General features: G+C 68.0%; 25 protein-coding genes. 14 read left to right on the top strand and 11 right to left on the bottom strand.

Going from position 1 to position 25064, the window contains the following annotated elements; all coding sequences use genetic code 11:
- Positions 1-68 precede the first annotated feature (68 nt).
- The 3 genes from dhaK to BLS11_RS06800 all read right to left on the bottom strand — a co-directional run bounded on the left by dhaK (position 69) and on the right by BLS11_RS06800 (position 5033).
- Entirely contained in the window at positions 69-1064 is a 996-nt protein-coding gene (gene dhaK, locus BLS11_RS06810) for a dihydroxyacetone kinase subunit DhaK (protein ID WP_092535009.1), read from the bottom strand.
- A gap of 182 nt (positions 1065-1246) precedes the next feature.
- Positions 1247-4378, bottom strand: coding sequence for an isoleucine--tRNA ligase (gene ileS, locus BLS11_RS06805; RefSeq protein ID WP_092535006.1), 3132 nt, complete (start codon positions 4376-4378; stop codon positions 1247-1249).
- A 46-nt stretch (positions 4379-4424) separates the two neighbouring features.
- Positions 4425-5033, bottom strand: a complete 609-nt coding sequence (locus BLS11_RS06800; RefSeq protein ID WP_092535003.1) for a hypothetical protein — start codon at positions 5031-5033, stop codon at positions 4425-4427.
- A gap of 154 nt (positions 5034-5187) precedes the next feature.
- Here BLS11_RS06800 and BLS11_RS06795 point away from each other — a divergent pair, with 154 nt between their 5' ends.
- Entirely contained in the window at positions 5188-5451 is a 264-nt protein-coding gene (locus BLS11_RS06795; RefSeq protein ID WP_092535000.1) for a glutathione S-transferase N-terminal domain-containing protein, read from the top strand.
- A 45-nt stretch (positions 5452-5496) separates the two neighbouring features.
- On the opposite strand, the gene BLS11_RS06790 is transcribed toward BLS11_RS06795, so the two are convergent.
- Positions 5497-5955, bottom strand: coding sequence for a DUF7992 family protein (locus BLS11_RS06790; RefSeq protein WP_092534997.1), 459 nt, complete (start codon positions 5953-5955; stop codon positions 5497-5499).
- Between the two features lie 84 nt (positions 5956-6039).
- On the opposite strand from BLS11_RS06790, the gene BLS11_RS06785 reads away from it, so the two are divergent.
- Together BLS11_RS06785 and BLS11_RS06780 are read left to right on the top strand one after the other, a co-directional pair.
- Positions 6040-7245 carry a S1C family serine protease gene (locus tag BLS11_RS06785; protein WP_092534994.1) on the top strand — a complete coding sequence of 402 codons (1206 nt, stop codon included), beginning with the start codon at positions 6040-6042 and terminating at the stop codon, positions 7243-7245.
- Between the two features lie 82 nt (positions 7246-7327).
- Positions 7328-7789 carry an acyl-CoA thioesterase gene (locus BLS11_RS06780; protein ID WP_092534991.1) on the top strand — a complete coding sequence of 154 codons (462 nt, stop codon included), beginning with the start codon at positions 7328-7330 and terminating at the stop codon, positions 7787-7789.
- 1 nt (position 7790) lies between these two features.
- Here BLS11_RS06780 and BLS11_RS06775 read toward each other — a convergent pair whose 3' ends face one another.
- From BLS11_RS06775 to BLS11_RS06765, 3 genes are all read right to left on the bottom strand, one after another.
- The gene (locus tag BLS11_RS06775; RefSeq protein WP_092534988.1) at positions 7791-8255 is read right to left on the bottom strand and encodes a bifunctional nuclease family protein; all 465 of its coding nucleotides are present in this window, start codon (positions 8253-8255) and stop codon (positions 7791-7793) included.
- A 71-nt stretch (positions 8256-8326) separates the two neighbouring features.
- Positions 8327-8947: an ArsR/SmtB family transcription factor gene (locus BLS11_RS06770; protein ID WP_092534985.1), complete on the bottom strand. Its 621-nt coding sequence runs from the start codon at positions 8945-8947 to the stop codon at positions 8327-8329.
- Between the two features lie 74 nt (positions 8948-9021).
- Entirely contained in the window at positions 9022-10407 is a 1386-nt protein-coding gene (locus BLS11_RS06765) for a glycerate kinase type-2 family protein (RefSeq protein WP_092534982.1), read from the bottom strand.
- Positions 10408-10460: 53 nt separating this feature from the next.
- Between BLS11_RS06765 and BLS11_RS06760 the strand changes: the two genes are divergently transcribed.
- Complete coding sequence (locus BLS11_RS06760; RefSeq protein WP_092534979.1) at positions 10461-12131, top strand: TraB/GumN family protein; 1671 nt, start codon at positions 10461-10463, stop codon at positions 12129-12131.
- Between the two features lie 52 nt (positions 12132-12183).
- Entirely contained in the window at positions 12184-12822 is a 639-nt protein-coding gene (locus tag BLS11_RS06755) for a zinc metalloprotease (RefSeq protein ID WP_092534976.1), read from the top strand.
- Positions 12823-13070: 248 nt separating this feature from the next.
- Here BLS11_RS06755 and BLS11_RS06750 read toward each other — a convergent pair whose 3' ends face one another.
- On the bottom strand, positions 13071-13316 hold the full coding sequence (locus BLS11_RS06750; RefSeq protein WP_092534973.1) for a DUF8028 family protein: 246 nt from the start codon (positions 13314-13316) through the stop codon (positions 13071-13073).
- A 313-nt stretch (positions 13317-13629) separates the two neighbouring features.
- Between BLS11_RS06750 and purM the strand changes: the two genes are divergently transcribed.
- Positions 13630-14634 (top strand): phosphoribosylformylglycinamidine cyclo-ligase, encoded by a 1005-nt coding sequence (gene purM / locus BLS11_RS06745; protein WP_092534970.1) that lies wholly within the window; start codon positions 13630-13632, stop codon positions 14632-14634.
- Positions 14635-14733: 99 nt separating this feature from the next.
- A complete protein-coding gene (locus BLS11_RS06740) occupies positions 14734-16083 on the top strand; it encodes a cytochrome P450 (protein ID WP_092534967.1) in 1350 nt (449 codons plus the stop codon).
- 53 nt (positions 16084-16136) lie between these two features.
- Here BLS11_RS06740 and BLS11_RS06735 read toward each other — a convergent pair whose 3' ends face one another.
- The gene (locus BLS11_RS06735) at positions 16137-16676 is read right to left on the bottom strand and encodes a CBS domain-containing protein (protein WP_092534964.1); all 540 of its coding nucleotides are present in this window, start codon (positions 16674-16676) and stop codon (positions 16137-16139) included.
- A 51-nt stretch (positions 16677-16727) separates the two neighbouring features.
- Positions 16728-17090 (bottom strand): DUF555 domain-containing protein, encoded by a 363-nt coding sequence (locus BLS11_RS06730; RefSeq protein ID WP_092534961.1) that lies wholly within the window; start codon positions 17088-17090, stop codon positions 16728-16730.
- 346 nt (positions 17091-17436) lie between these two features.
- On the opposite strand from BLS11_RS06730, the gene BLS11_RS06725 reads away from it, so the two are divergent.
- Both BLS11_RS06725 and psmB read left to right on the top strand, forming a co-directional pair.
- Complete coding sequence (locus BLS11_RS06725) at positions 17437-17628, top strand: hypothetical protein (RefSeq protein WP_092534958.1); 192 nt, start codon at positions 17437-17439, stop codon at positions 17626-17628.
- A gap of 152 nt (positions 17629-17780) precedes the next feature.
- Positions 17781-18509 (top strand): archaeal proteasome endopeptidase complex subunit beta, encoded by a 729-nt coding sequence (psmB, locus tag BLS11_RS06720; protein WP_092534955.1) that lies wholly within the window; start codon positions 17781-17783, stop codon positions 18507-18509.
- Positions 18510-18541: 32 nt separating this feature from the next.
- Here the strand turns inward: psmB and BLS11_RS06715 are convergent, their stop codons facing one another.
- Entirely contained in the window at positions 18542-20080 is a 1539-nt protein-coding gene (locus BLS11_RS06715; RefSeq protein WP_092534952.1) for a glutamate-cysteine ligase family protein, read from the bottom strand.
- Between the two features lie 159 nt (positions 20081-20239).
- On the opposite strand from BLS11_RS06715, the gene ligA reads away from it, so the two are divergent.
- The 5 genes from ligA to BLS11_RS06690 all read left to right on the top strand — a co-directional run bounded on the left by ligA (position 20240) and on the right by BLS11_RS06690 (position 25060).
- Positions 20240-22111 carry an ATP-dependent DNA ligase LigA gene (ligA, locus tag BLS11_RS06710; protein WP_092534949.1) on the top strand — a complete coding sequence of 624 codons (1872 nt, stop codon included), beginning with the start codon at positions 20240-20242 and terminating at the stop codon, positions 22109-22111.
- Between the two features lie 73 nt (positions 22112-22184).
- The gene (locus BLS11_RS06705) at positions 22185-22901 is read left to right on the top strand and encodes an MBL fold metallo-hydrolase (protein ID WP_092534946.1); all 717 of its coding nucleotides are present in this window, start codon (positions 22185-22187) and stop codon (positions 22899-22901) included.
- A gap of 94 nt (positions 22902-22995) precedes the next feature.
- Positions 22996-23817: an alpha/beta fold hydrolase gene (locus BLS11_RS06700; protein WP_092534943.1), complete on the top strand. Its 822-nt coding sequence runs from the start codon at positions 22996-22998 to the stop codon at positions 23815-23817.
- Positions 23818-23860: 43 nt separating this feature from the next.
- The gene (locus BLS11_RS06695) at positions 23861-24151 is read left to right on the top strand and encodes a CDGSH iron-sulfur domain-containing protein (RefSeq protein ID WP_092534940.1); all 291 of its coding nucleotides are present in this window, start codon (positions 23861-23863) and stop codon (positions 24149-24151) included.
- Between the two features lie 18 nt (positions 24152-24169).
- Positions 24170-25060: an alpha/beta hydrolase gene (locus tag BLS11_RS06690; protein WP_092534937.1), complete on the top strand. Its 891-nt coding sequence runs from the start codon at positions 24170-24172 to the stop codon at positions 25058-25060.
- The last annotated feature ends 4 nt before the right edge of the window (positions 25061-25064 follow it).

Raw genomic sequence — 25064 nt, 5'->3', positions numbered from 1 at the left:
ACGCCGACGGCTTGAAACTACGCCGTCCGCCGATATTCGAAAAAGTCAGCGAGTCGCGACGAATCGACTCAGCGCTTCAGGGCGGGCGTATCGACGCTCGCGTCCAGCAGTTCTTTCAGTTCGTCGTCCACGCGGAGGACGGTCACCGAACAGCCCTCCATGTCGAGGGAGGTCATGTAGTCGCCGACCCACGTGTCCCACACGTCGAGTCCGCGCTCTGCGACGACGTCCTGCACCGTCCGGTTGACGATGAACAGTTCGGAGAGGGGCGTCCCGCCCATCCCGTTGACCATGACGACGACTTCCTCGCCGTCTTCGACCTCCAAGTCGTCGAGGACGTTCGTCGTGAGGTGTTCGGCCACCGCCTCGGCGCTCATCTGTTCCGTGCGTTCGGTGCCGGGTTCGCCGTGGATGCCGATGCCGAGTTCTATCTCGTCCTCGCCGAGGTCGAACGTCTCCTCACCCTTCTCGGGGGTGATACACGACGTGAGCGCCATCCCCATCGTCCGCACGTTGTCGATGGCTTTCTCCGCGACTTCCTTCACCTCCGCCAAACTGCCGCCGTCGGCGGCTTTCGCGCCCGCGACCTTGTGGACGAAGATGGTGCCCGCGACGCCGCGGCGACCGGAGGTGTACAGGGAGTCCTCGACGGCCACGTCGTCGTTGACGACCACCTGTTCGACCTCGACGCCCTCCATGTCGGCCATCTCGGCGGCGGTGTCGAAGTTCATCACGTCGCCCTCGTAGTTCTTCACGACGCAGAGGACGCCTTCGCCGGCGTCCGCGGCCTGTACCATCTCGTCGAGTTCGTTCGCCGTCGGGGAGGTGAACACCTCGCCGGACGCCGCCCCGTCGAGCATCCCGTCGCCGATGTAGCCCGCGTGCGTCGGTTCGTGACCGCTCCCGCCGCCGGAGACGACGGCCACCTTCCCCTCGACGGGGCCGTCGGCGCGTACCAGCACCTTGGTTCCCTCCAGTCGCCGGACTCTGTCGGGGTACGCCGCCACCATACCGTCCAACATCTCGTCCACGTAGTCGGACGGGTCGTTGATGAGTTTCTTCATAGTGCATCATGATAGATGCCCGAAGACGGCAAAAGTGTTCGTGAGGGGACCATCGGCGTCGGCCGCGAAAGTCGGGGACCGCTTCGCGTCGGACGGACGCGCGGCGGCGAATCGCTCGGTCGAACTGACCGGACGCCGATCGAACGCGGAACGCCGGTCGAACGCCGACGGAGGCGGGAGCGTTACTGCGCGGTCGGTTCGGTTTCGAGTCGTTCGATGCCGATGGTGACGGTGACGCCTTCGACGTCCCACTCCTCGACGAGGTCCATGTCGGCGTCCTCCTCGACGTACTCGGCGGTTCGCGTCTCCTCGGCGATGAACTCGCGGTGGCGGTCGACGAGTTCGGCGATTCGGTCGTCGGCCACGTCGATGCTCGCGTGGATTTCCTCCTCGACGTCTAAGTCGAGTTGCTTGCGCATCTCTTGGACGCGGCGGATGACGTCGCGGGCGTACCCCTCGGCTTCGATGTCGTCGGTGAGGGAGGTGTCGACGTACACCGCTCCGTTCTCGAACTCGGCCTCGGAGATGTTCTCCGGCGGTTCGGCGACGTACTCGACCATCTCGTCTGTGAGGTCGTACGTCTCGCCGTCCACCTCGACGCCGGCTTCGACGTCCTCGCGGGTGCGACCCTTCACGGCCTCCATCACCTTCTGGGCGTCGGCGCCGAACTCGGGGCCGATGACGCCCATCTGCGGTTCGGCGCGTTCGACCAGTTCGTCGAACGTCTCGACGACCCGCAGTTCGCGGGCGTTCACCCGTTCCGCGAGGAGGTCCGAGAGGGCCTCGACGGCCTCCGCCACCTCGTCGTCCTCGGTGGCGACGACGACGCGCGGGACGGGCCACCGAAGTTTCCGACCGCCCTGTTGGCGGGCGTTGGCGGCGGCCTCCTCGACGCTCCGGAGGACGGCCATGTGGCGTTCGAGTTCCTCGTCGCGCCACTCCTCGTCCACCGTCGGGTAGTCGAGGGCGTGAACGGTCGTCTCGGTGCCGTCGAGTATCTGATACATCCGCTCTGCGACGTACGGGGTGAAGGGCGCGAGGAGGCGCACCGTCTCCCGTAACACCGTCGAGAGCGTCGCGTACGCGCCGCGCTTCGAATCGGAGTCTTCCTCCTCCCACATCCGTTCGCGGATGGCCTTCACGTAGAAGCGCGAGACGTCCTGCGTCACGAACTCGAGGACTGCGTTGAGGGCGTCGTGGACCTCGTAGTCGTCCCACGCCTCCGCGACGTCCGCTTTCACGGTCTGCAGGCGCGAGAGCACCCACTCGTCGACGACGGAGAGTTCGCCCGCAGAGAGGTCCGCCTCCGCGGGGTCGTAGCCGTCTAAGTCCATGTACGGAAGCGGGAAGCGGAAGACGTTCCAGAAGATGTTGAGCGAGGACTGCATGTCCGCGAGGCCGTCCCACTCGAACGAGAGGTCCGTCCCCTGTTGGTCGTGGCTGAGGAGGTACGCGCGGAGGGGGTCGCGCCCGGCGCGTTCGATGGCCTCCTCGGGCGTGACGATGTTGCCGAGGGATTTCGACATCTTCCGGCCGTTCTCGTCGTTGGCGAAGCCGTGCATGACGACTTCGTCGTACGGACTCTCGCCCGTCGCGGCGGTGGACATGCCGAGTTGCGACCAGAACCACCCGCGGGTTTGGTCGTGCGCCTCGACGATGAGGTCCGCGGGCCACAGTTCCTCGTACGCCTCCTCCTCGCTGGGGTAATCGAGGGTGCCCCACGTGGCGACGGAGGAGTCTATCCACACGTCGAACACGTCGGGGACGCGTTCGTACGTCTTGCCGTCCTCGGTGATGGTGATGGGGTCCACCGAGGGGCGGTGTAAGTCGAGTTCCTCGGGGTCTACGTCCTGGTCCGCGCGTTCGGCGAGTTCCTCGCGCGTCCCCACGACGACGAAGTCGCCGTCGTCTGCCTGCCAGATGGGAAGCGGGATGCCCCAGTAGCGCTGCCGGGAGATGTTCCAGTCGGGCGCGTCGGAGACGAAGTCGCGGAAGCGGTTGTCGCGCGCCCACTGCGGGTGCCACTCCGACTCTTCGATGTTGTCGAGGAGTTCGTCTTTGATGTCGGTGACCGTGATGAACCACTGGTCGGTGGCGAGGTAGATGATGTCCGTGTCACAGCGCCAACAGTGGCCGTAGCGGTGTTCGTGTTCGCCGGAGTGCAGTAGATACCCGGCGTCCTCCAGGTCCTCGATGATGTCGGGGTTCGCGTCGCGGACGAACTCGCCGGCGTACGCGCCGGCCGCCTCGGTGAACTCGCCGCGTTGGTCCACGGGGACGAACACGTCGAGTCCGAGTTCCTGCCCGCGGGCGAAGTCCTCCTGCCCGTGGCCGGGCGCGGAGTGGACGAGGCCCGTCCGGTCGGCTTCGACGTACTCGGCGGTGTACACCTGCCGCGCGCCCTCGAAGTCGGCGTGCTCGTTCAGTTCGTCGGCGAGGGGGTTGTCGTACGCCCAGCCCACCATCTCCTCGCCGGAGAGTTCCTCGAGGACCTCGTAGTCCTCGTAGCGGCCCTTCTTCAGGACGTCTTCGACGCACGGTTCCGCGACGTACAGCACCTCGCTCTCTCCGTCCTTCTCGGCGCGGACCGCTCGGTAGGTCATCTCGCCGTCGACGGCGACGAACGTGTTCGCCGGGAGGGTCCACGGCGTCGTCGTCCAGATGACGAGGCTCCCCTCGCGGTCGGCGAGGGGGAACTTCACGTAGATGGACGGCGACTCTATCTGGTCGTACTCCACCTCGTTTGCGGCGATGGCGGTCTGACACCGCGGGCAGTAGTTGACCGACCGCTTGCCCTGTTCGACGAGTCCGCGTTCGTTCACCTGCTGGAACGCCCACCACGCCGCCTCCATGTACTCCGGCGAGAGCGTCTGGTAGGGGTTCTCCCAGTCCATCCACACGCCGATGGACTGGAAGTCGTCGTCCATCGCCTCGCGGTTGCGGACGGCGAACTCCTTACAGCGGTCGATGAACGGCTCCATCCCGTACTCCTCGATGTCCCGCTTGGTCTCGAAGCCGAGTTCCTCCTCGACTTTGACCTCGATGGGGAGGCCGTGCATGTCGTACCCCGGGCGGTCCGTGACCCGGTGGCCCGTCATGCGCTTGTACCGGATGATGGCGTCTTTCAGCGTCTTGTTCCACGCCGTCCCGAGGTGCATCTGCCCCGACGTGTACGGCGGGCCGTCGACGAAGAAGAAGGCCGGGTCGTCGGCGTGGGCCTCCTTCGTCGCCTCGTAGGCGTCGTTCTCGTCCCAGTACTCCCCGACCGTGGACTCGACGTCCTCGGGCGCGTACTGGTCTTCGACTTCGTCCATACAGGAACTGAACCGCGAACGTATATCAAATCCGTGGAACCGCGCCTCAGGCCGACGACCACGGAGTCGCGGTCGCACCCCCGCCGCGCCGGTTTCCGGCCTCGTCGTAGAGGGTCACCTCGGCGCGCGAGGGCGCGCGGTCCGCCTCGTAGTAGGCGACGGAGATGGCGACGAGTTCCTCGGCCTCGCGTTCGTCCTCGTCGAGTTCCGACTCCTCGTACCGGGACATCGTCATCGGGAGCGTCGCCGAGGTCCATCCGGTCCACCCCGCTTCCGCGAGGAGATGCGAACGCGGAAGCGGGACGAACGCCTCCTCGGACGCCATCTTCACCTCGTACAGCAGGGTGAAGCCGTTCTCGTAGTCCTCGTTCAGTATCTCGTTGTCGAACGACTGCTCCGTCCGGGGGTAGGCGTCGGTGAACAGGTCGGCGTCCCGCGGCGGAGATTCGGGAAACAGGACGGCGCGGGCGTACTCGTTCGTCTCGGCCGACAGACCGCCGACGACCCACTGCTCCTCGGCGGGTCGGAGCGTCGCACTCGCGTGGTGGGCGAGTATCTGCCCGCTCAGTTGCCGGCGGGCGTCCCCGAGGCATCCCGAGAGGGCGGCGGTGCTTGCGGCGACGGCGGTTGCGGAGAGGAGGGCTCTGCGGCGCATCGTCGGTACTGGCGGCCGCACGGTCTTAACTACGTAGGAACGGCGGAGAGTCGGTCGAAGCGACAGGACGACCGAAGCCGACAGTCACTCGCGTCGGTCGTTCCGGACTCCGGCGACGACACTTGAGTGCGGCGGGGGCCAACGACGGGGCGTAATGCTCGAACTGTATCAGGCGGAGGGCTGTCCGTACAGCGAGGACGTGCGGAGCAAACTCACCGACTTGGGCGTCTCGTACGTGATTCACAACCCGCGACTGCCGGGCCACGAGGGCGGCGACGTGAAGAACGAACAGACCCACCGCGAACTAACCGAGATAGGCGGCGAGGACCAAATTCCGTTCCTCCTCGACAGAGAACGCGAGGAGGCGGTGTACGAGGCCGACGAAATCGTCGGCTACCTCGAACTCCACTACGGGTGAGCGTCGGCGGACGGGCGCGGCAGTCGGGCTATCGGACGCCGACGGTCAGAAGTCGGGCAGGTCGTCCGGCGCTTCGTACTCCGACTCCCACGTGATGTACTCCTCTTTCAGCACCTCGCAGACGAGTTGCCCGAACTCCGTGAGACCGGCGTTGATGCTCGACACCTCCTTCCACGAGGAGAGTTCGGGGTGGACCTCCCGTTCCTTCCAGTCCTCGGGGATGCCCGGCGCGTGGTAGCCCACCCGGTCCGCGAAGTCGTCCCAGAAGAAGTCGAACCGCGAGACCAAATCGAGGTCCGTGACGATGTCCCACTCCTCTTCGGTCATCGACGCGTCGGCGGCCCACTCCTCGAAGGCGTCCTCCCACGCGCCCTCCCGGAGGAGGGTCGAGAGTTGGTCCCGTCGGTAGTCGTCGTCGGCCGAGACGGTCGTATCGTCGTACTCGTTGGGGTCCACCGCGGACTTCAGCATCGGCGGTGTGGGCGTCTCCACGTCGAGCGTCATGCGCGGGTGTTGGTCGTCGCGAGGTATAAGCCCCGGCGCAGTCACCGCCCCCCGATTTTTCGCCGTCCGGTCCGAACGGCGGGTATGCAACGAGACGGTGGTGGCGGGCGAAGCCCGTCGGCCGACCAGACGCAGTCCGATGACGGCGAGGTGGGAACGGAACGCGGAACCGGACCGACGAGACGCGCGGTTCTCGCCGGGGCGACGGCGCTCGTGGCGGGGTGTTCGGCGTCCCCGTTGGACGGCGACGCGGAGACGCCCGGCACCGCCGCCGGAAGCGCCACCGGGACGGACGAGGGCGGTCGGACGGCGACGACGTCCGAAGGGACCGCCGCGCCGGACGGGATTCGAGAGCGTGGCGACCCCTACGTGGCCGTCTACGAGGAGACCATCCCCTCGGTGGCGTTCGTCCGCGTCTCGACCGCCCGGGGCCAATCGCAGGGGTCGGGGTGGGTGTACGACGGCGGCTACGTCGTCACGAACGCCCACGTCGTCTCGGAGGCGAACACCGTCACGGTGGAGTTCCGCCAGGGAGACTGGTCGCGCGCCGAGGTGGTCGGGAGCGACGCTCGAAGCGACCTCGCGGTGCTCAGCGTCGATAGCGCCCCCGCCTACGCGGAGCCGTTGTCGCTCGCCGACGAACCGCCGGTCGGAACCGAAGTGATGGCCCTCGGCGCGCCCTTCTCGCTGTCGGGGTCCGCCTCCGTCGGCATCGTGAGCGGTCTGGACCGTTCGATACGGATTCGCAACGGCTTCCTCGTCGCCGACGGCATCCAGACGGACGCCGCGGTGAACCCCGGAAACTCCGGCGGACCGCTGGTGAACCTCGACGGGAACGTCGTCGGCGTCGTCAACTCCGGCGGCGGCGACAACGTGGCGTTCGCCGTCTCGGCGTCTGTCGTGGAGGACGTCGTGCCGTCGCTCGTCGAGAACGGGCGGTACCGCGCGCCGTACATCGGCGTCCAAGTACGGTCCGTGACGCCGGCCGTCGCGTCCGTGTACGGGTTCGAGGAGGCCCGCGGCGTCCTCGTCGCGGGCGTCGTCTCCGGGAGTCCGGCCGACGGCGTCCTCCGCGGTGCGACCGGCAGGGAGACGAAGTTCGGGGAGACGGTTCCGACGGGCGGGGACGTCGTCCGCGCTATCGGCGGAACCCGCATCGAGACGGAGGACGACCTCTCGTCGTACCTCGCGGCCGAGGCGAGTCCCGGCGAGACGGCGACGTTCAGAGTGTGGCGCGACGGCGAAACCGTCGAGGAGGAACTGACGTTCGGGGCCGCCCCCGAGCGGTGACTCCGCGCCGCCGACGGACGCTCCCTCTCGCTTCGGTCGGACGGGCAGTACGCTCATCCCTCCGGGGCGAGAAGCCGCGCCCATGACGGACCTGATGGACACCTACATCGAGAACCGCCAGTTGGTCCAGCCGAACCACACCAACAACTACGACATGGCCCACGGCGGCAACGTGATGAAGTGGATGGACATCGTCGGCGCGCTCTCGGCGATGCGCTTTGCGGGCGAGACGTGCGTCACCGCCCGGATGAATCAGGTCGACTTCGTCCAGCCGATTCCCCGCGGCGACACGGCGCTGATTCAGTCGTACGTCTACGACGCCGGGCGGACGAGCGTCAAGGTGCGACTGAAGACGTTCCGCGAGGACCCCCAGACCGGCGAACGCGAACCGACCACGGAGTCGTACTTCGTCTACGTCGCCATAGACGACGTGCGGGACCCGACGCCGGTGCCCGAACTCACCGTCAACTCCGAGAAGGGAGAGCGCCTCCGAGACGAAGCGCTCGCGGGCGAGAAGGGCCGAGAGGCGGCCGAGACGAACTAACTTAGAACTCGAAGTCGTCGTCGCCGGGCGACTCGCCGAGGTCGAACCGTTCCGGCGGTTGTCCCGCGTCGTCCATCACCTCGTCGGAGACGAGGATGGGACAGTCCACGCGCACCGCCAGCGCCACCGCATCGCTGGGTCGGGCGTCGAAGACGAACTTCCGCGGTTCCCCGTCCTCGTAGCGTTCGGCGTCTATCTTCGCGTAGAACGTCCCGTCCGAGAGGTCGTCGATCCGGATGGTGTCTATCGCGCCGCCGAACTCCGTTATCATCTCCACGAGCAGGTCGTGCGTCAACGGTCGCTCGAACGGTTCGCCCGACAGCGACAGTTGGATGGCCTGCGCTTGGTCGGTGGTGATGATGATGGGGAGGTACTCGTCGCGCGCCCGCAGGATGACCGCCGGGACGTTTCCACCCTCGGAGTCCATTCCGACGCCGATACCTTTCACCTCGGCCCGGTGATTCATGGTCCAACGTTGGTCGTCCGGGTATGAATACCTACCCCAGCAGCGAGGAGACGAGGCCGAACGCGCCGCGGTTACTCGGTTCTGACGTACCAGATTCCGTACAGGACGAGCAGGACGGTCAGGCCGCCGAGGAAGAACAACAGTCCCGGCGGCAGGCCGGAGGCGGCGGCGGACTCGGCGGCCGCCCGCGTCGCCTCGACTGCCGCGCCGTCGCCTCCGCCGCGGTCGGACGCGATTTGCGCGCCGCCCGCGGTCGTTCCGGCGGTAGCGACCCACTGAACCACCAGACTCGCCAGTCCGACGAGTCCGACGGCCGCAAGCAGGCGGCGAAGCGACGCGACGAGTCCGGTCGTCTCCTCGCTATCTGCGGCGACGACGACGAGGGGTTTATCGGAGGGGGCGTACACCTTCATCTCCCTGCCCTTCTCGGAGTAGACGGTGTCTACGACTTCGACCGCGCCGGCGTCGGCCAACCGGCCGAGGTGGTACTGGACGTTCTGGAGGGAGGTGTCCACCTCGTCGGCGAGGGCCGCGGCGTTCGCGGGGTCTTCGTGCAGTGTCGCGAGGATGCGACGCGCCGTCGCGGAGGAGAGCACCGACAGAATCTCGTCGGCGTCGTCGTCGTCCAAGCCGATGACGCGGGGACCGGCGTCCACCTCGGTGTCCGATGCGGTGCGCAACAGGGGGGCCATGACAACGACTACGACGTACCGGGATACAAACTTGTTGCCACGTCCGCCGTCACAATTTCTCGGTGCCGTTACCCTCAGTCGTCCGCGGCGTGGCCCGCCTCGCCCCCGACGACGACCACCCGCAGGTCGTTGACGTTCGTCCCCGTCGGGCCCGTCCGAATCAGCGTCCCCCTCTCGCGGAGGTACGGGAGGGCGTCGTTCTCGGCGAGTGCCGCCGCCGCCTCGTCCTCGGATTCGACCGTCCCCTCGTCCACTACCGCGCCCGCGACGGTCGTGCCGCCGTCCTCGCCGTCGCTATCGACGGCGGCGACGACGGCGCGGGTGTCCAACTCGCGGGCCGAAGAGAGGCAGAACTCCAAGTTGGGGCCCCCCTCGCCGTCGCCGCGGACGGTGACGGTGCACTCGCCGCCGGAGAGGACGACGGCGGGCGGCGAGAGGGGGTCGCCCGTCGCCGCCGCCTCCTCGGCGACGGCGGCGTGCGTCTTCGCCGCCTCGCGCGCCTCGCCGCGGACGCGCGAGGAGAGGACGAGCGCGTCGTACCCTCGTTCGCGGGCGGCCTCGCGGGCCGCCGAGAGCGCCGTGTGCCCGTCCGCGAGAACGTGGTTGTGCACCCGTTCGAAGACGGCGTCCCCGCGGGTGGGCGTCTCGTCGAGTTCGCCGGCGGCCCCGCGTTCGAGTCTGTCGCGCACCGACTCGGGCACCGAGAGGTCGTAGCGGTCGAGCACCGACAGGGCGTCGTCGTACGTCGTCTCGTCGGGCGCAGTCGGTCCGGAGGCGATGACGCCCAAGTCGTTGCCCACCACGTCGCTGAGCATCAGTCCGACCACCGTCGCGGGCGCGGCGCGTTCGGCGAGTCCCCCGCCTTTGAGCGTCGAGAGGTGCTTGCGGACGGCGTTGAGTTCCGAGATGTCCGCGCCCGACCGGAGGAGTTCGTCGGTGGTCGTCCGCAGGTCCGAAAGCGAGACGCCCTCGGCGGGCGTCGGAATCACGGCGCTGCCGCCGCCGGTTATCGCCGCGAGGACGAGCGTCCGTTCGTCCGCGCCGTCGAGAACCTCCAGGAGACGGCGCGAACTCTCGACGCCGCGTTCGGAGGGGACGGGATGGTCGCCCGGTAACCGTTCGATTCGGCCGCCGTCGCTCGACCCCGCCGACCCGTTCGACGCGTCCGATTCGTCGGGGTTCGGCGTGACGACGGCCCCCGCGTCGATTCTGTCGCCGAGGACGGTTTCGAGGGCGTCCGCGACGCCGTTTGCGGCCTTCCCGCCTCCGACGACGACGATTCGGTCGAAGTCGCCGAGGTCGTACGACTCCTCTGCGACCCGGAGCGTCTCGCCGTCGAGCGACACGGAGTCGCGGACGACGCGGTACGGGAGAACCGCCTCGATGGCGTCTCGCAGGCAGGCCAACGCAGTCTCGTGCGCCGACGTGGGCGCGTCGGCGTCTAACGTGACATCGCGCATACGTGCGAGACGCTCCGACAAGGGTAAAAACCGTGCCCCGAAAGCGGAGTACAATGAGTGAGGAAGCGACCGGAGAGGGTCGCGTCCGGGTCGTGGGCACCGCGCACGTCTCCGCCGACAGCATCCGCGAAGTCGAAGACGCGATAGAAGAGGACCGCCCCGACGTGGTCGCCGTCGAACTCGACGAGGGCCGCTATCGGTCGATGAAGGGCGGCACCCCCGACGATATCGAACCCGGAGACCTGCTCCGCGGAAACACCGTCTTCCAGTTCATCGCCTACTGGATGCTCTCGTACGTCCAAGCGCAGTTGGGCGAACGGTTCGACGTCGAACCCGGCGCGGACATGCTCGCCGCCGTCGAGACGGCCGAGGAACTCGGCATCGACGTCGCCCTCGTGGACCGCGACATCCAAGAGACGATGCAGCGCTTCTGGTCGCGGATGAGCCTGCTGGAGAAACTGCGGATGGTCGGGGGCCTCGCCTTCGGACTCGGCGACGTGCGGGGCGTCGGCGTCGTCCTCGGCCTGTTCTCCGGTGTCTTCATCGGGGCGTTGATCGCCATCGTCGGCGGGAGCCTCGGCATCGGGATGTCGATTCTCGCCCGCGCCACCGGCGGTGCCGTCGTCGCCGTCGCCGCGGGCGCTCTCGTCTGGATTCTCGGCGCGGCGGCGTTGGACGCCGAGGACCGCGCCCTCGCCGCAGTCGGCGTCGGCGTCGCCCTCGGCGGCGTCGCCGGGTTCGGACTCGGCGTCGCGGACCCACTCGTTTCGTCGCTGGGCCCGTTCTTCGTCCGCATCGTCGGCAGCATGTCGCTCGGACTCCTGACCGGCGTGACCCTCGGTGCGGCCACCGGCGTCGTCGTCGGCGCGTTCGGGGGCGGCGCGGGCGACGACGTCGAGGAGTTCGACATGTCGAAGATGACCGACACGGACGTCGTGAGCGCGATGATGGAGGAGTTCCGCGCGTTCTCGCCCGGCGGCGCGGAGGCCCTCATCGACGAACGCGACGCCTACATCGCCCACCAACTCGTCGGCCTCCGGCAGTCGGGCGCGAACGTCGTCGCCGTCGTCGGCGCGGGCCACCGCGAGGGCATCGAACACTACCTCCGATTCCCCCAGGACCTGCCGCCGATGTCGTCGATAACGGGGACGACGTCGGGACGCTTTCCGTGGGGGAAGATAGTCGGGACGCTCATCTCGCTCGTCGCCGTGGCGTCGTTCGTCCTGCTCGCGCTCTCGACGGTGGGCAACAGCGCGCTGATTCGGCTGTTCCTCGCGTGGTTCCTCATCAACGGCGTCTTCGCGGCCGGACTCGCGAAGGCCGCCGGGTCGCGGTGGCTCTCGGCCCTCGTCGGCGGCGCAGTCGCGTGGATGACGTCCATCAACCCGCTTCTGGCCCCGGGCTGGTTCACGGGCTACATGGAGCTTCGCCACACGCCGGTGAACGTCAGCGACATCGGTACGCTCAACGAACTGATGGACGACGAGGAGAAACCGCTCGACGAGCTCGTCTCGGAGATGTTCGACGTGCCGCTGTTCCGCCTCATCATGGTCGTCGCGGCGACGAACGTCGGCAGCGTCGTCGCCTCCCTGCTGTTCGTCGCGTACGTCCTGCCGCTGTTCGCGCTCGATTTAGGCGGCGCCGACGGCGTCACGCGACTGATGCTCGAAGGCGCGCGGAACGGGTGGGACATCGTCTGGGGCGCGCTGACCGGCGGTTCCTAACCCGCAAGGCCCAATTCCCTCCCCCTCGAACGCTTCACGAGACACCACACTCATGAGTACGAACTCGACACTCAGATTCAGCTCCCGCGAACTCCGCGACCTGTTGGTCGCGTGGATGGCGCTCGGTCTGGCGTTCGCCATCTTCTTCGCCGGGGGCGGTCAGCGAGCGCTGGCGAACGTCCTGGGCGGGGGCGTCGCCGGCCCGTTCCTCGTCAGTCTGCTCACCGCGGGCGTGGGCTTTCTGCTCCACGAACTCGCGCACAAAGTCGTCGCCGTCCGGTTCGGCCAAATCGCGGAGTTCCGCGCCGACTACGGAATGCTGTTTCTGGCGATAATGAGCGCGATGGTCGGCTTCATCTTCGCCGCGCCGGGCGCGGTGTACCACCGCGGGAGACTGACGGACCGTCAGCACGGCCTCATCGCCCTCGCCGGGCCGGTGACGAACCTACTTTTGGCCGCCGTCTTCGTCCCCGTCTTCGTCGGCGGCGTCACCCTCGGGTCGTCGTTCCTCTCGCTTCTCGGCAGTCGCGGAGTCCTCATCAACCTCTTTCTGGCGGCGTTCAACATGCTCCCGTTCGGCTCCCTCGACGGGAAGACGGTGTTCGGCTGGAGCAAACTCGCCTTCCTCGCCGTCTTCGTCACCTCGGTGCTCTTGACCGCCGGGGCGTTCCTCTCCGGACTCGGCTTCTGAGGGCCCGAGTCCGTCCCGTTCGCACTCGGCGCCGATACGGAGTTCCCACGCGGAGCGAAGCGGAGAAGAGAGGGGGTAGAGAGCGAAAGAGCGACGGAGAGCGAGAGAGCGAAAGAGCAGAGCGGAGAAGAGGCGAAGGAGAGCAGGAGACGACAGAGAGCGGAGGGCGAACGGAGACGCCGAAGCGGTTCGGGTCGGGGGCACCTGGAGGGCGCGGAGGGCCGCCGTCAGCGGGTCCGAGAGCGTCCTCAGCGGCCGTGGTCGTGACCGACGACGAGGGCGAACACGTTCGCCGCCAACAGCGCGGCGAACACGAGCTGTTCGCTCTCGCCGAGGCCGCCGAAGAGGAGGGGGAGATAGGCGAAAGGGAGCAGGACTGCCGCCCAGAAGGTGACGGCCTCCATCGAGCGGAGACCCATCTTGGCGGCGGTGCTTGCGACGCCGATGCTTCGGCGAAGGGGGGTTTCGTTGTGGTGGGAAGAGACGCTTGACATAGTTGGGAACCGTCGTACACTCCTACAGGTCGGGGGAACATATAGGGGTACGAGCCTTGGCGTGAATTTCCAACCGTTCACCCGAACACGACGTTTCACTAACCGTTCACGAACTGACGAGAGACGTTTAGAAGTTTCACGGAGGATTCTGAGGCCGTAGAACCGTTCACACTATCGGTAGGTCTCGGTGGGCAGTAAATCACTCCCTAGCGAGTGTCACGGGCCGGCGTAGGTGGGGCCGAACCGAACGCGGACCGGAACGAACCGAAGATGGACCGAGCATCTTTTGCTCCGCCACCGCGCGGATTCGCACATGACTGGCACCGGCGCGGGTGGAGACCCCGTCGAAGACGAGGAGCGAGAGGAACTGACCTACGCCGACGCGGGTGTCGATATCGACGCGAGCGAGGCGGCGACGGCGGCCCTCATCGGTGCCGTCGGCGAGAGCGAGGGCGACTACGCCGGACTGCTCGACATCGGCGACCGGTATCTGGCCTTGGCGACGGACGGCGTCGGGACGAAACTCATCGTCGCGGAGGCTCTCTCCGATTACTCGACGGTCGGCATCGACTGCATCGCCATGAACGTCAACGACCTCGTGGCCGCGGGCGTCCGCCCCGTCGCGTTCGTGGACTACCTCGCCGTGGACCGGCCCGACGAGGAGTTCGCCCAGCAGGTCGGCGAGGGACTCTCCGCCGGTGCCGAGGAGGCCGACATGGAACTGATCGGCGGCGAGACGGCGGTGATGCCCGAGGTCATCAAGGGACTGGACCTCGCGGGCACCTGCGCCGGCCTCGCGCGAAAGGACGCCGTCTTCCCCGGCGAGGCGGAGGCGGGCGACGCCCTCGTCGGATTCCGGTCGTCGGGCATTCACTCGAACGGCCTCACCCTCGCGCGGAAGGCGGCGACGCGGAACCACGAGTACACCGACCCCTGTCCGTTCGAGGGGTACGAGACGGTCGGCGAAGCCCTGCTGGAACCGACGCGCATCTACGCGCACCTCTTGGACCCGATGCGCGAACACGGCGTCAACGCCGCCGCGCACGTCACCGGCGGCGGGTGGACGAACCTCGAACGAATGGGCGAGTTCCGCTACGTCGTCGAGGACGCGTTCGACCCACACCCGGTGTTCGAGTTCGTCCAGTCGGAGGGCAACGTCACGGACGAGGAGATGTACCGCACGTTCAACATGGGGACCGGGTTCGTCGCCGCCCTCCCGCCGGAGGACGCCGAAGCCCTCGCCGCCGAGACGGACGGCCGCGTCATCGGACGTATCGAGGAGGGCGAAGGCGTCTCCGTCCGCGGTCTGGACCTGTAACGCCGAACCGACGCTCTCCTCGGCCGGGTCGCCTGACTCCGACGCCGCCATCTATCACCGAGCCAAGGTTTCTTATCCGATAGCGGGGTACCGACACCCGTGACCGACCGCAGACCGCCCGCGCCCGACGGCCTCCCCGTCCTCGGCAACGCCGTCGCGTTCGTCCGCGACCCCTTCGGGTTCATCGCCGCCGCCGTGGCCGAACACGGCGACGTGTTCCGTCTCTCGCTCCCCGGCGAGGACAAGTACGTCCTCGCGCACCCCGAGTACCTCGAACGGGCGTTAGTGACGGAGCCGGACGCCTTCGCGAAGACCGACGACTTCCGCCTCGCTTTCGGCGAGAGCGTCCTCGCCGTCGAGGGCGAGGCGTGGCGGGAACAGCGAGAGTTGCTGGACCCGTTCTTCTTCTTCCGCCGAATCCGCTCGTACGCGCCGCAGATGCGCGCGCAAGCGACGCGGCGGGTCGAATCGTGGACGCCCGGCGAGACGTACTCGATGGTCGAGGAGATGAAGGGACTCACGTTCGACGTGCTCGGGTCGACGCTCCTCGGCCGCGACCCGACCGGAGACGGCGGGAGCGACGCGGAACTTCGCGCGGCCGCCGACAACCTCAACGCGCGCTTTTCGCCCGAGTCGTGGGCGCTCCCGGAGTGGGTGCCGACCCGCAACCGCCGACGCTTCGACGACGCCGTCTCGACGCTTCGGGCGGAAGTTCGGCGACTCCTTCGGGAGGCGAACGCGAACACGGGGACGAACGCGGATTCCGACGCCGACGCGGAAGAGCCCGACCTGCTCTCTGTTCTCGCGGGGGCGCGCGAGGGTGACGGCTACCCCCGAACCGACGCGGCGGTGTCGGACCAACTCGTCGGCATGGTGTTCGCCGGCCACGAAACCACCGCCTTGGCGCTGACGTTCGTCTGGTACCTCCTCGCGCGCAACCCCGACGCGCGGGCCCGACTCCACGAGGAGGTTGACGCCGTCGTCGGCGACGACCCGGTGGAGATGTCGCAGTTGGCGGACCTGACGTACACCGAACGGGTGTTCGAGGAGGCGCTTCGGCTCTACCCGCCCATCCACACGCTCCCCCGCGAGACGACGCGCGAGGTAGCGGCGGGCGACTACCGGATTCCGGCGGGGTCGGAGGTGCTCCTGTCGGTGGTGAACGTCCACCGCGACGGACGATTCTACGACGACCCGGCGGCGTTCGACCCGGACCGGTGGACCGACGAACGCGCCGCCGCGCGGCCGGACTACGCCTACGCGCCGTTCGGGGCGGGTCCGCGGCGATGCATGGGTCGGGCGTTCGCCACCGTCGAGGCGAAACTGGTAATCGCGGAGGTGACGCGTCGCTACCGGCTGGAGTGGGCGGGCGACGGCGACCTGTCGGTCCGCCCGCAGATGACGACCCAACCGGTCGGCGGCGTACCGATGCGGGTGGAAGAGCGCTGACGGCCGGGACGGAGAACAGAGACGCTACCGGCGCAACCCCGCGACTCGTCGCGTTACAGGTGGGCGGCCACGTCCGCCTCGGTGACGATGCCGACGGTCTGGCCCCCCTCGACGACGAGGATGGCGGCGTTGTGGTCGAGGTAGGCGTCTATCTCTTCGAGCGTCGCGGTCGGTTCGACCGTCGTGTACGACTCCCGCATCACCTCCGCGACGGGGAGTTCGCCGACGTTCTCCTCTTGGACGTGCCGGATGTCGCTGTTGGAGATGATGCCGACCGGCGACCCGTCGCGGATGACCGGCAGTTGGGAGAACCCCTCGTCGAGCATCCTGTCTCGGGCGTGGCGAACCGAGTCGTCCGGCGAGATGCTGACGACGGACTCGTTCATCAGGTCCCGCGCGCGGACGACGCTCCCCTCCGCCTCGTCTAAGGCGTTGACGATGCGACGGAGCGTCGATAGCCGCGGGTCCACGTCGCCGCCCTCGATGCGGGCGATGAGCGGTTGGGACACCCCGGCCATCTCGGCGAGACTGCTCTGCGTCAGGTCGAGCGACTTCCGTCGTTCGCGTAAGTCCTGCGGGGTCGGAAGTTCCATATCACCCGATTACCAGAGGTTATACGAAAAGGTTTCGGGGACCGCGGCGCCTCACTCGGCGGAGTCGTCTTCCTCCGTCTCCACCACGTCGATGATGGAGAGGGGAACGTCGCGGAGTGCGCCGCCGACTTCGCTCTTTGCGATGCGGGAGGCGTGCTTCTCGCCGTCGGCGTTGAACACGTCGATTTCGAGGAGGAGACCGACGAGCGCCGTGTTGGCGGCGATGAACGCGGAGTCGAACGGTTCGCCGCAGGCGGGGCACGGCGTCGCGCCGACTTCCACCTCGACGTACTCTTTGTCCTTGTCGTTCAGACGCTTCCCCGCCTCGCTGACGGCGACGCCGATGGCGTCGTCGACACCCTCGACGTCACGGACGAGCCACGCGGCTTCCATCGCTACGAGATAATTGCTCATACTACGTTCTCACGCCGCGGGGTTTCGTGTCTTGTGGTTCGTCTGTCCGGCAGTCGTGCCTTCACGTCCCACGCCCGGCGGGGCGGGGCGACCGGATGTGAACGCGGACCGAGATAGCGATAACCACGCCGAGGGCGCCCGAGAACGCGGATGCGACCGGACCCATCGCTATAACTTATGCGGATGTACCGTGCGGCTAATGGAGTCCCTACCGAGTGAGGCCGCCGAAAGTCAGTCGAGTTGTTCGTGAGACAAGCGCGCTTGAATCGGCGTACGGCGTCGGGGTGGAGCCGACGGCCGACGGGGAAGATTTATATGGTGCCGTCGCCGCTCGCTCGATAGTGCGATGTTAAACGCAATGCGCAGGGGCGTCACGTTCGTCCTATACCAGCTCACCCTAATGCTCGGAATCCTCATGATGCCCGTCGCGCTGTTCGCGCGGCGACTCGGCGTCAGCCTCCCGGTCGGCCGACTCGTCGAAGCCGCGGGGACGGCGTACGAGCGTGCGAAGTCCCGGAAGCACGCGCGGGTGAACTGAACGCCGCACCGTTCTGCGAAGCGACACTCGAACACGGCGAGCGGCCGCACTGTCGGCGGCCCGCCCGTCTCCCGTTTTCGGACCGTCAGACGATACGGGCAACAGAGGTTGTAAGGGTTGCATTTATCAGCGCAGGGCTGTAAGGTCGGGTAATGCGAACTCCGAGCGACGACATCTCTGGCCGCCTCGACCCGCTGAACGGCGACCACTCCAACGTGTTCGCGCCGGAACTCGGCGAGTTCCCCAACGCGAGCGAACGAGCGAATCAGATGGGCGACAAAGAGACGAAGACCGGGACGACCACCGTCGGTCTGAAGACGGAGGACGGCGTCGTCCTCGCGACCGACATGCGTGCGAGCCTCGGTCACATGGTCTCCTCGAAGGACGTCCAGAAGGTCGAGGAGATTCACCCGAGGGGCGCTCTGACCATCGCCGGGTCCGTCTCGGCGGCGCAGTCGCTCATCCGGTCCATCCGCGCGGAGGTGCGCCTCTACGAGTCGCGCCGCGGCGAGGACATGAGCATGCAGGCGCTCTCGACGCTCCTCGGTAACTTCCTGCGCTCCGGGGCGTTCTACATCGTCCAGCCCATCCTCGGCGGCATCGACGACGAGGGCGCGCACATCTACAGCATCGATCCCGCTGGTTCCATCCTCGAAGAGGAGTACACCGTCACCGGGTCGGGCAGTCAGTACGCCCTCGGTGTGCTCGAACAGGAGTACAGCGACGACCTGAGCGTCGACGAGGCGAAGACGGTCGCCGCCCGCGCCATCCAGAGCGCCGTCGAACGCGACCTCGCCTCCGGCAACGGCATCAACGTCGCCGTCGTCACCGAGGAAGGCGTCGACATCACGCGGCACAAGGACTTCGCGGACCTCCTGTAAGTCGGCCCGCCGCGAGTCGCAGTCGCTCTCTTTTACAACCAGTCCGCGAACGACCCGTCGACGAGCGTCTCGCTTTGCCGTCGGATGTATTCCCGTTGCATCGACGTGACGGCGTCCTCGAACGACGCGCCGTCGGCGAGTTCCTCCCGAACTCGGGTCACCTTCCAGTTCGCGGGCGTACATCCCGCATCGAGGCGCGCACGGAGCGGTTCGAGGTAGTAGTCCGCCTCCTCCTCGGAACACCCCGCAGAGCGGAGTCCGTCGGCGGCGTGGGCCAACAGGTCGTCGTAGACGCTCGCTCTGTCCATCGTCTCCTCGCCGGCGTTCGTTATCCAGCGTTGGCCGCTCTCTAGGCCGTCGCGCATCGCCGAGTAGAAGTTCTCCCGCGCGGTGGCCCAGTTCTGGTCGATGACCGGGTGTTGACGCGTCGGCAGGCTCTCCATCAACCCCGCGAAGGCCGCCTGGAACGCGATGGAGTCGCGCACCGTCGGTTGCGCCGCGACGGGGCGGAACTCGATGCGGGCGTTGGCGGAGGACCGCGTCGCGCCCTCGAACACCGGACGAACCCACCGCCAGAACGTGCCGTGTTTCCGGCGCAGGGTGGCGAACTCGTCGTCGAACCGGTCGCCGCGGGGGACTGGCATCGGCACCGTCGTCGCGTCCTGCGCCACCCTATCGACCGCCTCCTCGATGTCCGTGAGGTCCTTCGGGAAGCGCACCTTCTCGGTGTCGCCGGTGTTGAGGACGGACTCGAAGACGACGATTCGGTTCTCCATGTGGCCGTCTTCGAGAATCTTCTGTGCGCCCGCGTCGTCGTAGAGGTCCGGCGGGAAGAACGGCGAGTTCACGCCGAGGGCCAAGAGCGGTCCGGCGATTCGGAGCGCGTAGTTGAAGTACGTCGGTAAGTCGGCGGCGTGGGCCACCTGATAGTGAGGTTGGATGGAGGTGATGAGCGACTCGGGCATCACCGTGTCCGCTTCGAGGTGGACGTGCGGCGCGTCGACGCTCATGGTGTCCGGCACGTTCGGCCCGTTGGCCATGGCGTGGTACCGCACGGAGTCGCTCATGTTCGTCGCGATGCGCACGTCCTCGAAACTGACGCTGTCGGTGAGGTACTCGCGGGCCGTCTCCCCCGCCGGAGGGATGGTCCAGAGTCCGTCGCTGACGAGGCGTATCCCCTCCGAGTGGGTGCAGTCGAGCGCCGCCGAGAGGCGGGAGCGAACCTCCGCCTCCTGGGCGCGGAGTCCGTGGGGGTTGAGCGGTTGCGGACTCGTCGTCATCTCGGCGTTGTGGAGACCCAACTCCTTTTCGAACCCCATGAGTTCGAGGAGACGCCGCGGGACGCGCATGAGGGCGTGGACCCCGTCGTCGTCCTCGCCGCTCGCGGACCACCGACCGTCGGCGACGGCGTAGAACTCGTACTCGAACCCGACGATGGACTGGTGGTTGTCGAACGTCCCGTCCGCCAGTTCCGACTTCACCACGTCCGCGTCCGCCCGCGCCTGCGCCTCGTACTCCTCGGGGTCCACCGTGAGTGCGTCCTCTACGCGCGCCGCGAGGTCGTCGCTCATATACCCACCTCTCTGAAGTGGAGTCGTATGAATCCCGTGGCTGCGCGATACGGTGGCAACGACGCTCACGCCGTGCGGCGGTTCGGGCCCTACACCGCCCCGTGCGACGGTCGGAGCGAGTCGGCGGACTTTTTCACCCCTGCCGGCTACACCCGGGCGATGGAGTTCGCCGAGTTCGCCGCCCGCGCGTCGGAGATGGAACGAGAGCCCGCAGACTTAGCCACCGTTGCGCTGGTCCGCGACCTGTTCCTCGACGCCGGTGAGGACCTCCCCGTCGTCGTCAGGTTCGTGCAGGGCCGGGTGTTCCCGGCGTGGGATTCGACCACGCTCGACGTCGGCCCGCGCCTCCTCCACGAGGCCATCGCCCGCGCGGCGGGGACGAACGTGACCGCCGACGACGTGGAAGACAAACTCGCCGACATCGGCGAAATCGGTGCCGTCGCGGAGAGCTACGAGTTCGGCGGCCAGCAGGGTCTGGCCGCGTTCGCCGGCGGGACGGACGGCCTCACCGTCGCCGAGGTGGACGAGACGCTCCGGGAGGTGGCCGCCGCCGACGGCGAGGGAAGCGAGGACCGCAAGCTGAGTACGCTGTTCGGCCTGTTCAACCGGTGCTCGCCCGAGGAGGCGAAGTTCATCGCCCGACTCGTCCTCTCGGAGATGCGCATCGGCGTCGGCGAGGGGACGGTCAGAGACGCCATCGCCGAGGCGTTCCTCGCCGACGCGGAACCCGCGGACGCGGAACCTGCGGACGACGGGGAGACGACCGACGGGGCCAGAACCGACCTCTCGGCGTTCGCCGCGGATTCGGACCCCGAGGCGGGCGACGGGGAAGCAAAAGAGGACGAAAGCGAGGGTGACGACGACGAGGGCGAGGAAGCGGACGAGAGCGACGACGAAGACGAGGGACCGACGATGCGGGCGACGGACGACGAACTCGCCGCCGTCGAACGCGCCCTGCAGGTGTCGAACGACTACGGGATGGTGGCGACGGTGGCGCGCGAGGAGGGCGAGTCCGGCCTCGCCGAGGTGCGCCTCGAAGTCGGCCGACCGGTGCAGGCGATGCTTGCGCAGGCGGGCACCGTCACGGACGCCTTAGCGGAGTGGGAGTCCGCCGCCGTCGAGACGAAGTTCGACGGCGCGCGCGTACAGGTCCACTACGACGAGGCGGAAGAGGAGGTGTCGCTGTACTCCCGGAACATGGACGACGTGACCGACCCCCTACCGGAAGTCGTCGAGTTCGTGGAGGCCAACGTCGGTGAGTCGGTCATCTTGGACGGGGAAGTCGTCGCCATCGACGAGGACGGCGACCCCCTACCGTTTCAGGAGATTCTCCGCCGGTTCCGCCGCAAGCACGACGTGAGTCGGATGCGCGAGGAGGTTCGCGTCGAACTGCGGGCGTTCGACTGCCTCCACGCCGACGGCGAGGACCTGTTGGACGCGCCGTTGACCGTCCGACACGAACGACTGACCGACGTTCTCGGTGGGACCGGCGCGGTGTCCGAACTGCTCGTCTCCGCGGACGCAGAGGAGATTGCCGCCTTCGAGGAGCGAGCGTTGGAGGCGGGCCACGAGGGGATCATGCTGAAGAACCCCGACTCGACGTACTCGCCCGGAAACAGGGGGAGAAACTGGCTGAAGCGAAAGCCCGACGTGGAGACGTTGGACCTCGTGGTCACCGGCGCCGAGTGGGGAGAGGGGCGGCGCGCGAAGTTCCTCGGCACGTTCCTCCTCTCGGCGCGCACGGACGACGGGTACGAGACCATCGGGAAGGTTGCGACGGGCATCACCGACGAGAAACTCGCGGAACTGACGGAACTACTCGAACCGGAGATACAGGCCGAAGAGGGCCAAGAGGTGGACCTCCGGCCCGCCGTCGTCTTCGAGGTGGGCTACGAGGAGATACAGCGCTCGCCGACGTACACCTCGGGGTACGCCCTCCGGTTCCCGCGGTTCGTCTCCGTCCGCGAGGACAAAGACCCAGAGGACGCCGATTCGCTCGAACGCGTCGAACGCCTCGCCGACGGGCAGTAGCGAGGCGGCCCCGGGGTGACCCCTCTCTGACGCTTCCACAACGGGTTACTACCCGGGGTCTGTAGAGGGAGGTATGACCGTTCGACACCGCGACCTCTCGGTTTCGTGGCTCGGGTACGCCACCGTCCGCATCGAGACGCCCGACGGCTTCGTCGCCTACCTCGACCCCGGCCGGTACGGCGTTCTCGACGACTACTACGCCCGCGACGGCGACTTGGTCTGCATCACGCACGACCACCACTACGACTCCGACGCCGTCGAACAGGTGGCCGACGAGGACGCCACCGTCGTCGCGTTCGAGGCCGTAGACGCCGCGAACATCGACCGCGACGTGACGCCCGTCGAAGAACTCCCCTACGAGGTGGTGCGCGTCACCGACGAGGACCACCTCGCGGTCGGTCCGGCGGACGTCTGGAGCGTCCCGGCGTACAACGAACCCGACGGCCCGCACGTCAACGACGACGGGAGCGTCAACCACCCCGAAGGGTTCGGATGCGGGTTCCGCCTCGCGGTGGACGGCACCTCCTTCTTCTGGCCCGGCGACTCCGACGCCCTCGACGGCTTCGAACGCCTCTCCGTGGACGTGTTCCTCGCGAACATCGGCGGGACCGTCGTGATGGACCGCCACGAGGCCGCCGACTTGGCGGAGGCGCTGGATCCCGAACTCGTCCTTCCGATTCACTACAACACCATCGACCTCCTGACCGCGGACCCGAAGGCGTTCGCGGCGGACGTCGCCTCCCGCGGCGTCCCCGTCGTCATCGACGACCCCGAGGAGCGGCCGGTCTGAGCCGCCCCGGCCCGAATCGAGCGCCGACGAGTCCCTCCCCGCGACTGCGAACCGCGGAAAGGACTTTGCTCCGCCGGACCGTCGTGACGGATAGATGATACAACCGGCGACCGCACCAACCGACCACGGGTGGCTGGACGGGCGTCTCCCCTACTACCGCGTCGGCGACGGCCCGGAGACGTTCGTCTTCGTCCCCGGACTGAACGACGCGTTCGACGGCACTCCGAACTGGCGCACCGCGCAGGTGTTGGGACAGGCGTACCGCGAGTTCACCGACGAGTACACCGTCTGGACGGTCGGTCGGCCGCGCGGCCTCGCCCCCGGCACGACGACGCGGGACCTCGCGGGGTCGTACGCGACTGTCCTCGACGAACTCGGCGGCGCGCACGTCGTCGGCTACTCGATGGGCGGGTTCATCGCCCAACACCTCGCGGCGGACTACCCCGCACTCGTGGACCGACTCGTCGTCGGCGCGTCGGCGGACAGACTGGGCGAGAGGGGAGTGTCGCTCGTCGAACGCTGGCGCGAGTTGGCCGAACGCGGCGAGTGGGGCCGCCTCTACGAGTCCATCACCGGAGAGACGTACGTGGGGTGGCGAAAGCGCGTCTATTCGCCCGTGGTGCGCGCCCTCGGCGGGTCGTTCGCGCCGTCGAACCCCGCCGACGTGGTCGTCTCTTGCGACGCGTGCCTCGAACACGACACCGGCGAGCGACTGGGAGAGATCGACGTACCGACGCTCGTCGTCGGCGGGACAGAAGACCCCCTGTTCCCGGAGTCCCGCCTCAGGGCGACGAAGGAGGGGATTCCCGGCGCGACGCTCGCACTCCTCCGAGGGGCGGGTCACGCCGCGATGGACGAGAACCACGACCAGTTCACCGGCGTCGTGCGGCGGTTCCTGCGGGACGAATCGCTGTGACTAGCCGGGAAAGCCTAAGTTCGACCGCCGGACAGTCAGACGTATGGCACGAGAGGTGCGTCACGAGGCGACCGGACCGCTGAAACTCGACGAGGACGACATCGACGAGGAGAAGGGCGACGTCGCCGTCTGTCTGTGCGGACTCTCGGCGAACCGACCGTTCTGCGACGGGTCCCACCGGGCGACCCGCGACGAAAGCGAGGGGACGGTGTACAAGTACGAGGGCGACGACGACGAGAGCCCGCGGCACGAGATAGCCGAGATAGTGTACGCCGACGAGCGACGTTCGGAGAGCGACCGGGGTTCATCCGGCGGCGACGCGGAGAGGGAGTGATCCGCGGGGGAGACGACCATGAGCGAACGCGCAGGCGCGAGGGCGAACGCGGAACCGGAGCGACGAACGGAGACGACGGCGTCGGACGGTCGAACCGTCGCGTACGCCGAGTTCGGCGACCCGAACGGCGACGCCGCCCTGTTCTTCCACGGGACGCCCGGGTCGCGGGTCCTCGGGGGCCTCCTCGCCGAGGCGGCCCGCGAACGCGGCGTCCGCCTCCTCTGTCCCGACCGGCCGGGTATCGGGGGGACGGACCCCCTCCCGGAGGGGTCGCTGGCGGAGCGGGCGGCGGACGCGCTCGCCGTCGCGGACGACGTTGGCGTCGGTGCGGCCCCCGTAATCGGGTTCTCCGGCGGCGCGCCGCACGCCCTCGCCCTCGCGGCGACGCGTCCGGGGCGCGTCGCGGAACTGTCGCTCGTCTGTCCGCCGTCGCCGCCGTCGGGGGCGACGGGCGACGCCGCCGCGGCGCTCCGCGTCCTCTCCGTTCTCGGCCGGTACGCGCCCGTTCTCTTACGACCGCTGTTGACCGTACAGGCTCGGACGCTCGGCGACGCCCCGCCGGAGAAAGTAGCGTCGCTGTACGGCGACCCCGACGGCGTCAGAGAAGTCGTTTCGGACCCCGAGGGCGTCTTCGAGACCCTCGAAGCCGACGTCGAGGCGGCGTTCCGGCGAGGGGCGGCGGGCGTCGCCCGCGAGATGCGTCTGTTCGAGCGTCCGTGGGGGTTCGACGTAGGCGAGGTGACCGTCGAGACGGCGGTTCGCTACGGGCGCGAAGACAGGAACGCGACGCCGGCGGCGGCGCGGTGGCTAACCGAGCGGATTCCGGGTGCGAAAAGCGACGCGTACGACGGCGACCACCTGACGGCGTTCCTCCGCGCGAGAGAGGACGTGCTGTCGGCGCTGTCGTGACCGC

Source organism: Halopelagius longus, from assembly GCF_900100875.1.
Classification (GTDB): domain Archaea; phylum Halobacteriota; class Halobacteria; order Halobacteriales; family Haloferacaceae; genus Halopelagius; species Halopelagius longus.
This window is presented reverse-complemented; position numbering and strand designations above follow the sequence as displayed.

Bases quoted from the DNA above. Each gene is read 5' to 3' on its own strand.
- ligA (WP_092534949.1), top strand. From the start codon at position 20,240: ATGGAGTTCGCCGAGTTCGCCGCCCGCGCGTCGGAGATGGAACGAGAG.
- BLS11_RS06725 (WP_092534958.1), top strand. From the start codon at position 17,437: ATGTTAAACGCAATGCGCAGGGGCGTCACGTTCGTCCTATACCAGCTC.
- dhaK (WP_092535009.1), bottom strand. From the start codon at position 1,064: ATGAAGAAACTCATCAACGACCCGTCCGACTACGTGGACGAGATGTTG.
- BLS11_RS06730 (WP_092534961.1), bottom strand. From the start codon at position 17,090: ATGAGCAATTATCTCGTAGCGATGGAAGCCGCGTGGCTCGTCCGTGAC.
- psmB (WP_092534955.1), top strand. From the start codon at position 17,781: ATGCGAACTCCGAGCGACGACATCTCTGGCCGCCTCGACCCGCTGAAC.
- BLS11_RS06735 (WP_092534964.1), bottom strand. From the start codon at position 16,676: ATGGAACTTCCGACCCCGCAGGACTTACGCGAACGACGGAAGTCGCTC.
- BLS11_RS06750 (WP_092534973.1), bottom strand. From the start codon at position 13,316: ATGTCAAGCGTCTCTTCCCACCACAACGAAACCCCCCTTCGCCGAAGC.
- BLS11_RS06760 (WP_092534979.1), top strand. From the start codon at position 10,461: ATGAGTGAGGAAGCGACCGGAGAGGGTCGCGTCCGGGTCGTGGGCACC.
- BLS11_RS06690 (WP_092534937.1), top strand. From the start codon at position 24,170: ATGAGCGAACGCGCAGGCGCGAGGGCGAACGCGGAACCGGAGCGACGA.
- BLS11_RS06795 (WP_092535000.1), top strand. From the start codon at position 5,188: ATGCTCGAACTGTATCAGGCGGAGGGCTGTCCGTACAGCGAGGACGTG.
- BLS11_RS06775 (WP_092534988.1), bottom strand. From the start codon at position 8,255: ATGAATCACCGGGCCGAGGTGAAAGGTATCGGCGTCGGAATGGACTCC.
- purM (WP_092534970.1), top strand. From the start codon at position 13,630: ATGACTGGCACCGGCGCGGGTGGAGACCCCGTCGAAGACGAGGAGCGA.
- BLS11_RS06770 (WP_092534985.1), bottom strand. From the start codon at position 8,947: ATGGCCCCCCTGTTGCGCACCGCATCGGACACCGAGGTGGACGCCGGT.
- BLS11_RS06800 (WP_092535003.1), bottom strand. From the start codon at position 5,033: ATGCGCCGCAGAGCCCTCCTCTCCGCAACCGCCGTCGCCGCAAGCACC.
- BLS11_RS06755 (WP_092534976.1), top strand. From the start codon at position 12,184: ATGAGTACGAACTCGACACTCAGATTCAGCTCCCGCGAACTCCGCGAC.
- BLS11_RS06715 (WP_092534952.1), bottom strand. From the start codon at position 20,080: ATGAGCGACGACCTCGCGGCGCGCGTAGAGGACGCACTCACGGTGGAC.
- BLS11_RS06765 (WP_092534982.1), bottom strand. From the start codon at position 10,407: ATGCGCGATGTCACGTTAGACGCCGACGCGCCCACGTCGGCGCACGAG.
- BLS11_RS06785 (WP_092534994.1), top strand. From the start codon at position 6,040: ATGCAACGAGACGGTGGTGGCGGGCGAAGCCCGTCGGCCGACCAGACG.
- ileS (WP_092535006.1), bottom strand. From the start codon at position 4,378: ATGGACGAAGTCGAAGACCAGTACGCGCCCGAGGACGTCGAGTCCACG.
- BLS11_RS06700 (WP_092534943.1), top strand. From the start codon at position 22,996: ATGATACAACCGGCGACCGCACCAACCGACCACGGGTGGCTGGACGGG.
- BLS11_RS06695 (WP_092534940.1), top strand. From the start codon at position 23,861: ATGGCACGAGAGGTGCGTCACGAGGCGACCGGACCGCTGAAACTCGAC.
- BLS11_RS06780 (WP_092534991.1), top strand. From the start codon at position 7,328: ATGACGGACCTGATGGACACCTACATCGAGAACCGCCAGTTGGTCCAG.
- BLS11_RS06705 (WP_092534946.1), top strand. From the start codon at position 22,185: ATGACCGTTCGACACCGCGACCTCTCGGTTTCGTGGCTCGGGTACGCC.
- BLS11_RS06790 (WP_092534997.1), bottom strand. From the start codon at position 5,955: ATGACGCTCGACGTGGAGACGCCCACACCGCCGATGCTGAAGTCCGCG.